Here is a 15,572-nt window from a genome sequence, read left to right on the forward strand (position 1 = left end):
GCGCCGAAGGCGCATCGCTGCTGGAAGTAGGGCTGCTGCCCGACATGGGGGCTGAAGTAACTCCCCGTGCCGACGCCCATCCGTGCCATGTCCGCACGGATCGCGTCCCTGCTCGCGGCCGATCCGACCGGGAGCAGCACGGGCATGAACTGATAGACGATGCGCTCGCCCGGCGCCTGCTGCATCGAGAAGTCGCGCAACGCCTCGCGATACGCGGCGCTGAGGATCTGCCTGTGCCGAGCGCGTTCCTCGAAATCGCCGAGGCGGACGAGGGCGCCGAGCGCGGCGACCTCCGACATCTTGGCGTTCATCCCCGGCAGCACGGCCGAGCGCTCGCTGTCGAAGCCGAAATTCGCCATGCTCCGCAGGAGCGCGATCGTCTCGGCATCGGTGCTGTAGATCAGTCCGCCCTCGCCGACGCCGAACGGCTTGGTGCCGTGCATCGAATAGACGATCATGTGCGGGGAGCCGGTGCCGAAGGCTCGACCGAGCTGGTCGAGGCATCCGAGCGAGGCGGCGGCGTCGATCACGATAGAAACACCGTGTTCCTGCGCCAGGCGATCGTAGCGCGCGAGATCGATGCACGCCCCGAAGGTCGCGTACGGCATGATCGCGACGACCTCTCCGGCATGGGCCCTCAAGGCCTCGTCCTCGGCGATCCGGCAGGCGCACCAATCCGACGGATCGACGTCGATCAGCAGCGGCGTGAGGCCCGCCCACAGCGCCGCATGGGCCGTCGCCGCAAACGTGAAGGCCGGCATGATGACGTAGCGCGCGGTCGGCCCGGACCGTTCGGCGGCCAGCTTCAACGCCAGTATCAATCCGCTCGTTGCATTGCAGACGGTGAGGCACGAACCGACGCCGCCGAAGACGTTCTCGATCATCGCCGCTTCGAGTCGCGTATTGGTCGGCCCATAATTGCTCAACCAACAGGATCTCTCGATCTCTTGGAGCTCGCTGACGTGATCGCTCAGGCGCGGCGCATCCGGCTTCGTGAGGGGCAGATAGTTCGCTGCGATGGTTTCCAGCGCTCGCACTGTCATGGTGAGACCTCAGAATTACTGAATTCGCCTTGATCGCCGTTCGTGAGAACTGATCCCCGACGCGAGAAGCATGGCGGCAGTATTTTTTCTATTCAACTCACAGAACGCCTATATTATTGACTAGCCCAAAATCGCTCGGAGGCGGATATCAGGCTTCATGATTTGGGGAGATGTCGGGATGACAGCAGAGCGATCGAGTTGCTGCGGATTCAATGAATTATCGGCCGTATACAGCTGCGGAATATTGGAAAAATTCACCTGCAGGTTCCTCGGCACTGTCACGCGCCGTCGCGGGCCATCGCGCGCGGCCACGGCTCAGGGGTCTTCCGCCGACCGTTCCTCAGCGCGACCACGGAGGGACGGGGCATCGCCGAACGCGTTCGCACGCGCAAAAGGATTAGGGGTGGCGCCGATGATGTATCCGTTTCGGCCCAAGCGAATACGTCCATCGGGAACACCGCGAAGATCGCCGGTGTCTCGCAAGATGCCGTCCGCGCGGCCTGAAAGGCCTCGATGGTGTCGTTTCACGCGAAGATGGTCCGCATTCGACGGGTCCCGATTCTGCTCGAATACCGAGATTGCCGGATCCGGGCGATGCGGTTGCCCTTCGTCGCTTCGTCCGAGCCGATCCTGTCGAAGGCGACGGCGCCACGCCGCCCGCGGCGCTGCCCGACGGGGTGACGATTGCTTCAGCCCCCCATATCCGGCACGGGCGGGCGCCGCTGGATGGATTGGTAATGACGTTCTGTCGGACCATGGCGGTCGCAACAGGCCTTCCGAACCGCCCCGGCGCAAGGCCGCCCGGTCGGTCCATGGGGAAGCCGGTCCGATGGACGACGGTCCGGCGACCGAGCCCTTCGCTTCCACGCCGGCCGCGCGCGGTCAGACCGGAAGCACGTTGGTGTACTTCACCTGGCCCAGGGCGAAGCTCGACTCGATGGATCCGACCCCGTCGAGGCGGGTGAGCTTGTCCTTCAGGAAGCGCTCGTAGGCGGCGAGATCCGGGACGACGACGCGCACCAGATAGTCGTGCCGCCCGGTCATCAGGTAGCACTCCACCACCTCCGGCCAGCGCGCCACGGCCTCGGCGAAGCGGTCGAGTTCCTCCTCGCGCTGGCGCTCGAGCTTCACCGAGGCGAACACGCTGATCGGCAGGCCGACCTTGGACTGATCGACCAGCGCCACGTAACCCTTGAGGATGCCGGCCTCCTCCAGCATCCGGATGCGGCGCAGGCACGGGGAGGCCGAAAGGCCGACGCGGCCGGCGAGATCCTGGATCGTCACCCGCCCGTCGCGCTGCAGCTCGGCCAGGATCTTCCGGTCGATCGCATCGATTCGTCGATCCTGCATGAACGCACCTCCAAGATCCGCTGGATTAGCGGATCCTGCCAAGATTTGCGCTCGGCACGCCGAGATTGGCAATTCCTGCCGTGTTCGTGGTGGCATCCTCAGGCCATTTCCGAGAGGCCGAACCGATGCACAGCGACCCGCGCCTGCCCTGCCTGACCGAACTGGAGCGCAAGGCCCTGTGGCTCTCCACCTGGATGATCCACAACGCCAACCACCTCCGCCCGAACCCGGACGGCATGAAGGTCGGCGGCCACCAGGCCTCGTCGGCCTCCCTCGCGACGATCCTGACGGCGCTCTACTTCGCGGTGCTGCGTCCGGAGGACCGCGTCGCGGTCAAACCCCATGCCAGCCCGATCTTCCACGCGATCCAGTATCTCGCCGGCAACCAGACCCGCGCGAAGCTGGAGACCTTCCGCGGCTTCGGCGGCGCGCAATCCTATCCGTCGCGGACCAAGGACACCGACGACGTGGACTTCTCGACCGGCTCCGTCGGCCTCGGCGTCGCGCAGACGCTGTTCGGGTCGCTGGTGCGCGACTACGTCCGCGCCCACGGCTGGGGCCTCGACCGGCCGGAAGGCCGGATGGTGGCGCTGGTCGGCGATGCCGAGATGGACGAGGGCAACATCTTCGAGGCCCTGATGGAGGGCTGGAAGCACGGCCTGCGCCGGACCTGGTGGATCATCGACTACAACCGCCAGAGCCTCGACGCGGTGATCCGCGAGGGTCTGTACACGCGCTTCGAGGAGATCTTCCGCTCGTTCGGCTGGGACGTCGTCGTCCTGAAATACGGGTCTTTGATGGACGCGGCCTTCCGCGAGCCGGGCGGGGCGCGGCTGCGCGCCTGGATCGACACCGCGCCGAACCAGCTCTACGCGGCCCTGACCTTCCAGGGCGGCGCGGCCTGGCGCCGCCGCCTCGAAGCGGACCTCGCCGACGACGCCGACGCGCTGGCGCTGATCGACCGCCGTTCGGACGCCGCCCTGGCCGCGCTGATGGGCAACCTCGGCGGGCATGACCTCACCAACCTGATCCGGGCCTTCGAGGCGGCCGACAACGATCGCCCGACCGTGTTCATCGCCTACACGGTCAAGGGCTTCGGGCTGCCGCTCGCCGGCCACAAGGACAACCATTCCGGGCTGCTCACCCCGGCCCAGACCGCGCTGCTCCGCGAGAGCATGGGCGTGCGCGAGGGGCGCGAATGGGAGCCGTTCGAGGGGCTGGCGCTGCCGGACGCCGAGCTGCGCCGCTTCATCGACGCGGCGCCGTTCTTCGCCGAGGGGCCGCGGCTCCGCACGGCGCCGCGCCTGCCGGTGCCGGCGGGCTTCCCATGCCCGCGCCAGCCGACGCAGTCGACGCAAGCGGGATTCGGGCTGATCCTCAACGAGCTGGCGCGCTCCGACGCGCCGATCGCGGAGCGCATCGTCACCACCTCGCCCGACGTCACCGTCTCGACAAACCTCGGCGGCTGGGTGAACCGGCGCGGCCTGTTCGCCCGGGAGGAACTGCGCGACCTGTTCAAGGCGGAGCGCATCCCCTCGACCTTCACCTGGGACTTCTCGGCCAAGGGCCAGCACATCGAGCTCGGCATCGCCGAGATGAACTTGTTCCTGCTGCTCTCGGGCCTGGGCCTGTCGCACAAGCTGTTCGGCGAGCGGCTGATCCCGATCGGCACGCTCTACGATCCGTTCATCAGCCGCGGCCTGGATGCCCTGAACTACGCCTGCTACCAGGATGCCCGCTTCATCCTCGCGGCGACGCCGTCGGGCGTGACCTTGGCGCCGGAAGGGGGCGCCCACCAGTCGATCGGCACGCCGCTGATCGGGATGGCGCAGGACGGGTTGTCGAGCTTCGAGCCGGCCTTCGTCGACGAGCTGTCGGTGCTGATGGCGCACGCCCTCGACCATGTGCAGCTCGAGGCGCCGGAGGGCGGCTCGGTCTACTTCCGGCTCTCGACCCGCAGCATCGCGCAGCCGCAGCGCGCGATGACGCCGGCCCTGTCCGACGCAATCGTCGCCGGCGGCTACTGGCTGCGCGAGCCCGGCCCGAACGCGGAGATCGTGGTCGCCTATACCGGCGCCGTCGCGCCCGAGGCGATCGAGGCGGTGGGCCTGATGGCCGAGGACCGGCGCGACATCGGCCTGCTCGCCGTCACCTCCGCCGATCGGCTCCATGCCGGCTGGACGGCGGCGCAGCGCGCCCGCGAGGGCGGCGACCGGACGGCGCGGAGCCACGTCGAGGCCCTGCTCGCCGGCCTGCCGCCGCATTGCGGGCTCGTCACGGTGATCGACGGCCACCCGGCGACGCTCGGCTGGCTCGGTGCCGTGCAGGGTCACCGCACCCGGGCGCTCGGCGTCGAGCGCTTCGGCCAGACCGGCACCGTCGCCGATCTCTACCGGCATTACGGCCTCGATGCCCGCGGCATCGCCAAGGCCGCCCTGGCGCTGGCACCCGAGCGGCCGATCCGCAACCTGCGCATCGCCTGAGCGCCGCACGTGACGCTGCGCGACCCGATGCGGCTCGACATCGGCGTGATCGCCCGGGCTCCCTCGCAGGGCGAGATCTCGGCGGGTGTGGGACCGCCGAGGACCGGCCGGATCAGGGATTGCGGTCGTTGCGGCGCAGGCTGGCGGGCGATGCGAAGATCAGCAGGCCGGCCGCGACCAGGCAGAGGATGCCGATGCCGTAGAGGGCGGGCGTCGTCGAGCCGGTCAGGTCCTTCACCCAGCCGACCGCCACGGGGCTGACGATGCCGCCGAACTGGCCGAGCGTGTTGATGAGCGCGATGCCGCCGGCGGCCCCGACGCCGGTGACGAGCTTGGCCGGCAGCGTCCAGAAGGTCGGGATCGAGGCGACGATGCCGGCGCCGACCAGCGCCAGGGCGATCATCAGCGGCACGATCTGCTTGTCGAACAGCCCGGCGGCGAAGAAGCCGATCGCCGCCGCCACCGCGAGGCCGGCGACGAATTTCGGCCGGTCGCCGGAGGCGTCGGACAGGCGCCCGATCACGACCATGCTGATCGCGCCGCAGATGTAGGGGATCGCGGTGAGGAAGCCGACGGAGGCCGCGGTGCCGCCGGTGGCGGTCTTGATCAGGTCCGGCCCCCAGAAGTTCAGGCCGTACGAGCCGACCTGCAGCAGGAAGTAGACCAGGGCGATGAGAAGGAAGCCCGGCTGCCTGATCGCGCCCCAGAGCGAGTGGTCGCCGATGTCGCGGTTGTGGTGGGCGATCTTCGAGGCGAGCAGGTCCTTCTCCGGCTGCGTCAGCCAGCGCGCGTCGGCGATCCGATCGTCGAGACGCAGGAACACCAGCACGCCCAGCACCAGGCAGGGCAGGCCGCCGGCCAGGAACAGCCATTGCCAGCCGGCGAGCCCCGCCGTGCCGTTGAGGCCGCCGAGGATCAGCCCCGCCACCGGCGCCCCGAAGATGCCGGAGAAGGCCGAGGCGACGAACATGAACGAGGTCACGCGGCCGCGGAACGAGGCCGGGAACCACAGCGTCAAGTAATACAGGATGCCCGGTGCGAAGCCGGCCTCCATCGCGCCGATGATGAAGCGCAGCAGGTAGAAGTGCCACTCGGTGCTGATGAAGACCATCAGGGCGGTGGCGATACCCCAGGAGATCATGATCCGGGCGATCCAGCGCCGCGCGCCGACCTTGTACAGCAACAGGTTCGAGGGGACCTCGAAGATCACGTAGCCGACGACGAACATGCTCGCCCCGAGCCCGTAGGCGACGTTGCTGAAGCCGAGGTCGCTCTGGAGCTGGAACTTGGCGAAGCTGATGTTGATCCGGTCGAAGAACGCGAACATGTAGCAGACCATGATCAGCGGCATCAGCCGCCAAGCGGCCTTGCGGACCACGCTGCTCTCGGTGATGACGTCGAGACCCGCGAGCGGGCCGGTCGTGGCGGCGGTCATGGTTTCCTCCTGGAACGGGGCGGCGGGCGCCCCCGCCGGCCGGTCGCGGACGACCGTCGGGCAGGATGCGCGCGAGCACGGCGGAGCCGCCTTCTCCGAGAGGCTTCCGACGCGGATCGGTTCGGTCGGCGGCTCAGGCCGCCCGATCGACGGGACGGCTCACGCCGAATGACGGACGGGGCGGCTCATGCCGCTTGCGGGACCGGGTGCAGATCGCAGGGGCGCCCGGCCTTGGCGACCTGGCCCGGCACGTCGTGGCCGACGAGGCGCGGCAGGTCGCGGGAGAGGCCGAGCAGGGCCTCGAGGTCGAGGCCTGTCTCGATCCCCATCTCGTGAGCCATGCTGACGAGGTCCTCGGTGCAGATGTTGCCCGTGGCGCCCGGCGCGAACGGGCAGCCGCCCAAGCCCCCGAGCGCCGCATCGAACCGGCGCGCGCCGGCGCCGTAGGCCGCGAGCACGTTGGCGAGCCCGAGCCCGCGGGTGTTGTGGAAGTGCAGGGTCAGCCGCTCGGCCGGCACGATCGCCAGCGCGCGGGCGACCAGGCGCTCCACCTGGCGCGGGTTGGCCATGCCGGTGGTGTCGGCGAGCGTCACGCCGGCGATGCCGAGCGCGAGGTATCGCTCGACCTGCGCCATCACCTTGTCGGCCGGCTGGTCGCCCTCGAACGGGCAGCCGAAGGCGGTGGCCACCGTGGCGTTCGTCGACACGGGTGTACCCTTCACTGTCTCCATGATCCGGCCGAACCCCTCGATCGAGGCCTCCGGGCTCATGCCCATGTTGGCGCGGTTGTGGGTCTCGCTCACCGAGGCAACGAGGTTGACCTCGCCGACGCCGGCCGCGAGCGCCCGCTCGGCGCCTTTCGGGTTGGGCACCAGGGCGACGTAGACGGTGCCGGGCCGCCGGGCGATCCCGGCGAAGACCTCGGCCGCGTCGCGCAGTGCCGGCACGGCCTTCGGCGAGACGAAGGACGAGACCTCGATCCGCGAGAAGCCAGCGGCCGAGAGCGCGTCGATCAGCCGGATCTTCTCGGCGGTCTCGACGTAGCGCGGCTCGATCTGGAACCCGTCGCGGGTGGCGACCTCCTGGATCAGCATGGCGGTTTCGGTCATTGCACGGCTCCCTCGCGGCGCAGGCGCTCGATGGTCTCGGCGTCGCGGCCGAGGTCGGCGAGCACGGAATCGGTGTGGGCGCCGAGCGCCGGTCCCTGCCAGCGCACCGCCCCGGGGGTGCCGGACAGCTTGGGCACGATGCCGGGCATCTTCACCCGGGTGCCGCCTGGCAGCTCCGCGTCGAGGATCATGTCGCGGGCGCGGTAGTGCGGGTCGGCGACGATGTCGGCCACCGAGTAGATCCGTCCCGCCGGCACGTCGGCCGCCGCGAGCGCTGCGAGCGCTTCGTCCACGGTTTGCGCCCGGGTCCAGTCCGCGATCACGCCGTCGATCATGCCGGCCACCCGCGAGCGGCCGTCGTTGCTGCGCAGCGCCGGGTCGTCGGCGAGATCGGGCCGGCCGACGACGGTCATCAGGCGGCGGTAGATCGGGTCCGAGTTGCCGGCGATGACGACGAAGCCGTCGTCCTTCGTCGGGTAGGTGTTCGAGGGCGTTATGCCGGGCAGCGCCCCGCCGGTGCGGGTGCGGACCTCGCCGAGCAGGTCGTATTCCGGGACCAGGCTCTCCATCACGTTGAACACGCTCTCCACGAGGGAGACGTCGATGACCTGGCCCTGGCCGCCGGCGGTCTTGACGTGGAGCAGCGCCATCAGCGCGCCGATCACCCCGTGGAGCGAGGCCAGGGTGTCGCCGATGCTGACGCCGACGCGGGCGGGCGGACTGTCCGGGCTGCCGGTGGTGAAGCGGATGCCGCCCATCGACTCGCCGATCGCGCCGAAGCCCGGCCGGTCGCGATACGGCCCGGTCTGGCCGTAGCCGGAGATGCGCACCATCACGAGCTTGGGGTTCAGCTCCGAGAGCACGTCCCAGCCGAGGCCAAGCTTCTCCAGGCCGCCGGGCCGGAAGTTCTCGACCACCACGTCGGCGCTCCGCACGAGGTCCTTGACCACCGCGAGCCCATCGGGCGCCTTCAGGTTGATCGCGATCGACTTCTTGTTGCGAGACTGCAGGTACCACCAGAGCGAGGTTCCCTCGTGCAGCTTGCGCCACTTGCGCAGGGGATCGCCGTCCCCCGGCGACTCGACCTTGATCACCTCGGCGCCGAACTCGGCCAGGATCTTGGTGGCGAACGGTGCCGCGATCAGCTGGCCGAGCTCGAGGACCCGGATCCCGTCGAGCGGACCCTTGGGCGATGCTTCGCCGGTGCCTGGCATGGCCGTTCCCTCCATTGTCTTTGGGTCGATCGGTATTGGATCGGGTGCACGCTGTCCAAACGCGATGCATCACCCCGCGTTCTCCGAAGGCGAACGCAGGCGCCCCTCTCAATCCCCGCCTGCCCGGCGCAGGTGATCGAACAGGACGGCCGCCGCCGGCGATTGCGTGCCCGGGCGGACGACGAGGCTCAGGGTCCGCCGCGCCCACGGGTCGGTGAGCGGCACGGCGACGACGTTCATCTGCGGGCCGAGCAGGGCGTGCACCCGCTCGGGCACCACGCCGAGCCCCATCCCGGCCTGCGCCATGCGGCAGATCGCGTCGAAGCTCGGCACGTGGACGCGCAGGCGCAGCGGCCGCCCGAGGCGTCGGGCCTCGTCGCGGAGCGTGCCGTAGATCGAGCTCTCGCGGTGCATGCCGACATGGTCGTGGTCGAGGGTGTCGGCGAACGCGAGCGCGTCGCGGCCGGCGAGCGGGTGGCCGGCGGGCACGACGAGCACGAGGCGGTCGCTCCGATAGGGGTGGGCGACGAGGGAGCGCGGATCGGTGCTGCCGGCGCAGATGCCGAGATCGGCCGCTCCTTCCTCCACGCCGGCCACCACGCCGCCGCTCGGCCGTTCCTCCAGGTCGATCCCGATGCGGGCTTGCGCCGCCAAGAACGCCTGCAGGTCCTCGGGCAGGAACTGCACGATCGCCGAGAGGTTCGCGAGCACGCGGACGAAGCCGCGGAGCCCGCTGGCGTGCTCCGCGAGCTCCAGCGCGATCTGCTCGGCGGACCCCAGCATCCGGCGGGTGTGGTGCAGCAGCGTCTCCCCGGCGGGCGTTGGCCGCATGCCCCGTGGCTCGCGGATGAGCAGCTCGCAGCAGAGCGCGCGCTCCAGCTCGGCGAGCCGCTTGCTCACGGCGGAGGGGGCGATCGCGGCCCGGCGCGCCGCGCCGTTGAGCGTGCCCTCCTCGCAGATCGCCGCGAACAGGCGCAGCGTCTTGAGGTCGAGGCGGTTCAGGATGAACGGGGTCGGCGATCCCTCCGACATGGTCCGGCCGCTCCCGTGATCCGATCGATCCGACCGGCGGACCCCGTGCTGCGATCCTGATCGCGCCCGGACGCTCCGGCAACGGGCCAAGCTTGAAGCACGTGGCCCGAGCCGCGTCCGGGCTCGGCGTCACGGGGGGCTCCACAAGCCGTCGGATCCCGTCGAGGAGTACATGATCCCGACGGGCGAGCGAGGTCCGGCCGCGCTTCGGTGAGACGGGCCGGACCGGGCCGCTCAGCCCGGGATGATGCGCTCGTCGAGCTTCCGGTCCACGATCTCGACCGTTCGGTCGATCTCGGCATCCGGCATGTCGAGCTGGTGCGAGATCAGCTTCAGCAGCAGGTCGACTCGCTCGATGTAGGGCGCGCCGCTCTCGACCGCCCGGGCGGCCGACGAAGGCTTCAGCAGGCCCTCGGCCGCCTTGGCGTACTTCTCGAACGGGACCTGATCGCTCGGGTCGGCACCGAGCCGTCGGGCCACCGCGTCGACGTGCTCGTAGATCGTGCGGGACAGGGGGAGGTCGCCGTGCACCGCGTCGCGGATCGAGCGCGGCGCCTGGGGCGTGATGCAGCGGTAGTTGCCGGTGAGCAGCATCGACCACTTCGCCAGGGGCACGAACAGCGAGTCGAACACCTTGAGCTTGACCGGAACGTCCTGGCCCTCGACGCGCACCGCGTCGATGTCCGCCTCGAGCTCGCGGAGCAGCGCGTTGTGCGCGGGATCGGCGAAGGTCGCCGCCTTGAAGTTCGTCGGCAACCCGACATGCAGGACGTTGGCGCCCTCGTCGGGCGGGCGGAACGCCTGCGGATCGGGCGAGCACAACGACATCAGGCCCGGCTCGAAGCGGTCCCAGACGCCGGCATTCGTGTAGGCCTCGCGCAGGTCCATCTTCGCGAGCGCCGGGATCCGATCGAGATACGGCAGCGGCGGCATGTTCATGATCGACAGGCACGGCAGCTTGGCCGCGGCGATCTTGATCATCAGCACGCGGATCGTGTGGTTGTTGTACTGCGGCTCCTGCATCGCCAGGCCGACGAGATCGTAGCGCGAGACGTCGACGTCCTCGGGCGGCATCGCGTCGACCTTGCCCGGCAGGTCACGGGAATGAAACGACCGGTGCGTGGCCTCGTCGCGCAGCTTGATGCGGACTTCGGTGCCCTGGCTGTTGATCAGGTCCGCGGTTTTCCGACGGCAGACCAAGGTCACATCATGCCCGGCCATCAGCAGCTTCGTCGAAAGCAGCGAGCCGTATGACGCCCCCAGGATCAATATTCTGCGCGACATGGTTTCATCCCTGAGCGTTCGGTTCTTGTTTTTGCGCCGGACGAGGGCGCGGCTTGTATCTGGTATACGCAGCCGCCCGGCTCGCACGCAAGCGGCCACGCTCCGGCGGGACAGGCGGTCCCCAGGCTCGATCGGCGGCGGCCCTCGGGTGCTCGGCGGGGTGCGCTCGCGTCGTGCCGGCGCGCCCTGCGCCCCTTCCGCTCGCCGCGCGGCCGCGCCCGCGATCAAGCGGTCTTCGGGTGCCGGATGAAGTCGACGAAGGCGCGCAGCGGGGCCGGCACGAGTCGCCGGCCCGGGTAGTACAGGTAGGGCCCCGAGAAGCGCGGCCACCACGCTTCGAGGACCGGTTCCAATGCCCCGCTGGCCAAGTGCGGCCTCAACCAGTCCTCGAACAGGGTGATGACGCCGGTCCCCGCGATCGCCGCCTCGACGGCGAGGTCGGTCGCGGCCCCAACGCGCACGAGCAGCGGCCCTGCCGGATCGACCTTCACGGTCTCGCCGTCGCGCTCGAACTCCCAGGCCATCTCGACCCCGCTCGGGAAGCGGCCGCGCAGGCAGGCATGGCCGAGGAGGTCGCGCGGATGCTCAGGCCGGCCGTGACGCGCGAGGTAGGCCGGCGCCGCAGCGGTCGCGAAGCGCTGCACGCGCGGCCCGATCGGAACCGCGATCATGTCCTGCTCCAGGCGCTCGTCGTAGCGGATGCCCGCGTCGCATCCGGCGGCGAGTACGTCGACGAAGCCGTCCTCGGCCAGGACCTCGAGACGGATCTCGGGATAGGCGGCGAGGAAGCCCGGAACGATCGCGGGCAGCACGAGGCGCGCGGCGCTGACCGGCACGTTGAGCCGCAGCGTCCCGGCCGGCCGGTCGCGGAAGCCGTTCACCACGTCGAGCGCCGCCTCGACCTCTGCGAAGGCCGGGCCGAGCCGCTCCAGCAGCCGTTCCCCGGCTTCCGTCGGCACCACGCTACGGGTCGTGCGGTTGAGGAGGCGGACGCCGAGCCTGTCCTCGAGCCGCCGAACCGCCTCGCTCAGGCTCGACGCGCTGGCGCCGCTCATGCGTGCGCCCTCGCGAAAACCCTGCCCGCGCGCGACGACGAGGAACGCGTCGAGATCTCCGAGATCGGCCTTCATCGTTCGCCCATCCGCACAGCTTGTGCGGATTGTGCCCCATTCTCGCGCACGGTCGCAACGTCCAGTTAGGTCTGGTAACAGGAGAAGCACCATGTCCCTCATCGATCAGACCGGCACGTTTCGGATCGGCCACCGTTCCGTGAAGCGCCTCGGGTACGGCGCGATGCAACTCGCCGGGCCGGGCGTCTTCGGACCGCCCAAGGATCGCGACGCGGCGCTCGCCGTGCTGCGCGAGGCGGTCGCGAGCGGCGTCGACCACATCGACACCAGCGACTTCTACGGACCCCACGTCACCAACCAGCTGATCCGGGACGCGCTCGGCCCGTATCCGCACGACCTCACGATCGTCACCAAGGTGGGCGCGCGGCGCGGTTCCGATGCGTCGTGGAACCCGGCCGCGTCCGACGCCGACCTCGCGGCAGCCGTCCACGACAACCTGCGCCATCTCGGGCTCGACCGGCTGGCGGTGGTGAACTTCCGGGCCATGCTCGGCGACGGGCACGGGCCGGCCGAAGGGTCGATCGAGGCGCCGTTGACGGCGCTGGCCGAGCTCCAGCGGCAAGGGCTGATCCAGCACATCGGCCTGTCCAACGTGACGCCGACCCAGGTCGCCGAGGTACGCCGGATCTGCGAGATCGCGTGCGTGCAGAACCACTACAACCTCGCCCATCGCGGCGACGACGCGCTCGTCGACGCGCTGGCACGGGACGGCATCGCCTACGTGCCGTTCTTCCCGCTCGGCGGTTTCAGCCCGCTGCAATCCGCGGGCCTGTCCGCGGTGGCCGAACGGCTCGATGCCACGCCGCTGCAGGTGGCGCTCGCTTGGCTGCTGCGCCGGTCGCCCAACATCCTGCTGATCCCGGGGACCGCGTCGCTGGCGCACCTGCGCGAGAACCTCGCCGCCGCCGCGCTCCACCTGCCGGACGACGCGCTGGCGGACCTCGACCGGGTCGGCACCGCGACCCAGGCGTGATCGACCGGGCGGCGGCAGGCCGCATCGGCGAGCCTGCCGTCCGCGACGGGGGAATCGGTCGCCTACTTCTCGCGGAACGCGCGGCGTGCCTGATCGACGAGGGGCTTGGTCAGGTAGGAGAGCACGGTGCGGTCTGCGGTGCGGATGAACGCTTCAACCGGCATGCCGGGCATCAGCTTGGCGCCGTCCAGCCGGCCGAGCTCGTCCTTCGTCACCCCGAGGCGCACGAGATAGTAGAAGCTGCCGGTACGCTTGTCCTCGCTCACGTCGGCGGCGATCCGGGTCACGCGTCCGTTCAGCTCCGGCGTGGTGCGCTGGTCGAAGCTCGGGAAGCGCAGGCCCGCGGCCTGGCCGGTCTGGAGCCGGTCGATGTCCTGGGGGGCGACGCGCACCTCAACCACCAGGGAATCGGCCGTCGGAACGATCAGCATGATCGGCTCGCCCGGCGCGATCACGCCGCCGCGGGTGTGGACCGACAGTTCGTGCACGTAGCCGGTCTGCGGCGAGCGGATGTCGATGCGCTGCAATTGGTCGAGGGCGGTGATCTTCTGCTCGGTCAGGGTCGCGGCCTTGGCGCGGTTCTCCGCCAGCTCCTTGGCGACGTCGCTGCGCAGGTTCTGCTCGAGCTGGATGATCTGAAGCTCGGTCTCGGAGACCTTGCCCTTGGTCTGCGCGATGTTGGCGACCAGCACGCCGCGCTCGCCCTTCAGCCGGGAGATGTCGCGCTCGAGGCTGGTCAGGCGCGTCAGCTGGATGAGGTTCTTCTTCCAGAGTCCTTCAACGCCCTCGTACTCGCGCCCGATGATCGCGGTCTCCTGCTCCTTGGCGACCGACTGCTCGACGAGCCCCTTGATCTCCTCCTTGAGCTGCCCGATCCGCTCGCGCAGCTGCGCCTTCTGCCCCTCGCGGGCATCGCGGCGGAAGTGGAACAGCTTGCGCTCGCCCTCGACGATGCGGGCGACCTCGGGGCCGGCTTCGGCGAGGCCCTTGGGGAACGCGACCTCGTCGCGGCCGTCGCGCTCGGCTTCCAGGCGGGCGTTGCGGGCGGCGATCTCCCACAGGCTCTTGGTGACGCTGTCGTAGGTGGCCCGCGCCGTCGTGGCGTCGAGGCGGATCAGCAGGTCGCCGGCCTGGACGCGCGCGCCCTCCTCGATCGGCAGCTCGGCGACCACGCCGCCGGTCGGGTGCTGCACCTTCTTGATGTTGCTCTCCACCACGAGCGAGCCCGTGGCGATGATCGCGCCGGACAGCTCCGTCGCCGCGGTCCAGGCGCCGGCGCCGGTCGCGACCGCGATGATCGTGGCGACGCCGGCGATGTGCCGGCGCAGGGAGCGCCGGGTGTCGCGCGTCGTATCCGGCTCGGGCCGGTTCGGCGTGTCGGCCTTCGTCATGCGACCCTCGTCGGTGTCTGCCGGGTGAGCGCGCTCAGCTGCGCCAGGACGTCGTCGCGGGGGCCGTGCAGCTGCACGCGGCCGTCGCCGAGGACGAGGATGCGGTCGACCGCGGTCAGCGCGCTCGGGCGGTGGGCGATCACCACGGCGATGCCGCCGCGGGCGCGTACCGCCTGGACGGCGGCCGACAGGGCCCGGTCGCCCTCGGCGTCGAGGTTGGCGTTGGGCTCGTCGAGGATCACCAGGAACGGGTCGCCGTAGAGCGCGCGCGCCAGGGCGATCCGCTGGCGCTGGCCGGAGGACAGGCCCGCTCCGCCCTCGCCGATCCGGGTGTCGTAGCCGTCGGTCAGCCGCAGCACCATCTCGTGGATGCCCGCCGCCTGCGCCGCCGCGATCACCGCCTCGGCCGAGGCCGCCGGGTCGAAGCGGGCGATGTTCTCGCCGATGGTGCCGGCGAACAGCTCCGCCTCCTGCGGCAGGTAGCCGAGATGGGGGCCGAGGTCGGCCGGTTCCCACTGGTCGAGGGCCGCCCCGTCGAGGCGCACCTTGCCGCGCAGGGGCGGCCACACGCCGATCAGCGCGCGGATCAGGCTCGACTTGCCGGAGGCCGAGGGGCCGATCACCCCGAGGCCCTGCCCGGCCTTCAGCGCGAAGCTGACCTCGCCGACCACCGGGCGCTGCGAGCCGGGCGGGGCGATCGTGACCGCCTCCACCGTCAGCGTCCGCGACGGCGCCGGCAGGCCGTGGCGCGGCTGCCCGGCCGGGATGCGCGCGAGCAGGTCCGAGAGCCGGGCCCAGCTCTGGCGCGCCTGGACGAAGCCCTTCCAGTTGGCGATGGCGAGTTCCGCCGGGGCCAGCGCCCGCGACACCAGGATCGAGCTCGCGATGATGATGCCGGCGGTGGCCTGGCCCTGGATCACCAGCCAGGCGCCGAGCGCCAGCACGCCCGATTGCAGCGCCATGCGGAACACCTTCGACACGGCGCCGAGGCCCCCGGCCACGTCGGCGTTGCGCTGCTGGGCGTCCATGTAGTCGCGGTTGGCCCCGGCCCAGCGCGCCTGGAAGCGGCCCTGCATGCCGAGCGCGGCGAGCACCTCGGCGTTGCGGCGCCCGGTGGCAGGCCGGCCC

12 protein-coding genes are annotated in these 15,572 nt (G+C 70.4%); 2 read left to right on the forward strand and 10 right to left on the reverse strand.

The window, feature by feature from the left end:
- Both FV223_RS07010 and FV223_RS07015 read right to left on the reverse strand, forming a co-directional pair.
- Positions 1-1,043: DegT/DnrJ/EryC1/StrS family aminotransferase (locus tag FV223_RS07010; RefSeq protein WP_246689626.1), on the reverse strand; the 1,043-nt coding region annotated here is incomplete at its 3' end.
- A gap of 882 nt (positions 1,044-1,925) precedes the next feature.
- A complete protein-coding gene (locus FV223_RS07015) occupies positions 1,926-2,393 on the reverse strand; it encodes an Lrp/AsnC family transcriptional regulator (RefSeq protein WP_147726128.1) in 468 nt (155 codons plus the stop codon).
- A gap of 125 nt (positions 2,394-2,518) precedes the next feature.
- On the opposite strand from FV223_RS07015, the gene FV223_RS07020 reads away from it, so the two are divergent.
- Positions 2,519-4,876 (forward strand): transketolase, encoded by a 2,358-nt coding sequence (locus tag FV223_RS07020; RefSeq protein WP_147726129.1) that lies wholly within the window; start codon positions 2,519-2,521, stop codon positions 4,874-4,876.
- Between the two features lie 112 nt (positions 4,877-4,988).
- On the opposite strand, the gene FV223_RS07025 is transcribed toward FV223_RS07020, so the two are convergent.
- The 6 genes from FV223_RS07025 to FV223_RS07050 form a co-directional block, all read right to left on the reverse strand.
- Complete coding sequence (locus FV223_RS07025) at positions 4,989-6,311, reverse strand: MFS transporter (RefSeq protein WP_147726130.1); 1,323 nt, start codon at positions 6,309-6,311, stop codon at positions 4,989-4,991.
- Positions 6,312-6,496: 185 nt separating this feature from the next.
- Positions 6,497-7,420, reverse strand: coding sequence for a hydroxymethylglutaryl-CoA lyase (locus FV223_RS07030; protein ID WP_147726131.1), 924 nt, complete (start codon positions 7,418-7,420; stop codon positions 6,497-6,499).
- Positions 7,417-8,634, reverse strand: a complete 1,218-nt coding sequence (locus tag FV223_RS07035) for a CaiB/BaiF CoA-transferase family protein (protein WP_147726132.1) — start codon at positions 8,632-8,634, stop codon at positions 7,417-7,419. Before FV223_RS07035 ends, FV223_RS07030 begins: the two co-directional genes overlap by 4 nt.
- A gap of 108 nt (positions 8,635-8,742) precedes the next feature.
- A complete protein-coding gene (locus FV223_RS07040) occupies positions 8,743-9,666 on the reverse strand; it encodes a LysR family transcriptional regulator (protein WP_147726133.1) in 924 nt (307 codons plus the stop codon).
- Positions 9,667-9,900: 234 nt separating this feature from the next.
- Positions 9,901-10,950, reverse strand: a complete 1,050-nt coding sequence (locus tag FV223_RS07045; RefSeq protein WP_147726134.1) for a hypothetical protein — start codon at positions 10,948-10,950, stop codon at positions 9,901-9,903.
- Positions 10,951-11,174: 224 nt separating this feature from the next.
- The gene (locus FV223_RS07050; RefSeq protein WP_147726135.1) at positions 11,175-12,080 is read right to left on the reverse strand and encodes a LysR family transcriptional regulator; all 906 of its coding nucleotides are present in this window, start codon (positions 12,078-12,080) and stop codon (positions 11,175-11,177) included.
- 91 nt (positions 12,081-12,171) lie between these two features.
- Between FV223_RS07050 and FV223_RS07055 the strand changes: the two genes are divergently transcribed.
- On the forward strand, positions 12,172-13,053 hold the full coding sequence (locus FV223_RS07055) for an aldo/keto reductase family oxidoreductase (RefSeq protein WP_147726136.1): 882 nt from the start codon (positions 12,172-12,174) through the stop codon (positions 13,051-13,053).
- A 62-nt stretch (positions 13,054-13,115) separates the two neighbouring features.
- On the opposite strand, the gene FV223_RS07060 is transcribed toward FV223_RS07055, so the two are convergent.
- Together FV223_RS07060 and FV223_RS07065 are read right to left on the reverse strand one after the other, a co-directional pair.
- Complete coding sequence (locus tag FV223_RS07060; protein WP_147726137.1) at positions 13,116-14,444, reverse strand: HlyD family type I secretion periplasmic adaptor subunit; 1,329 nt, start codon at positions 14,442-14,444, stop codon at positions 13,116-13,118.
- A partial coding sequence (locus tag FV223_RS07065) for an ATP-binding cassette domain-containing protein (protein ID WP_147726138.1) occupies positions 14,441-15,572 on the reverse strand: 1,132 nt, incomplete at its 5' end. The genes FV223_RS07065 and FV223_RS07060, both read right to left, overlap by 4 nt.

The sequence above is a fragment of the Methylobacterium sp. WL116 genome, from assembly GCF_008039455.1.
Lineage (GTDB): Bacteria > Pseudomonadota > Alphaproteobacteria > Rhizobiales > Beijerinckiaceae > Methylobacterium.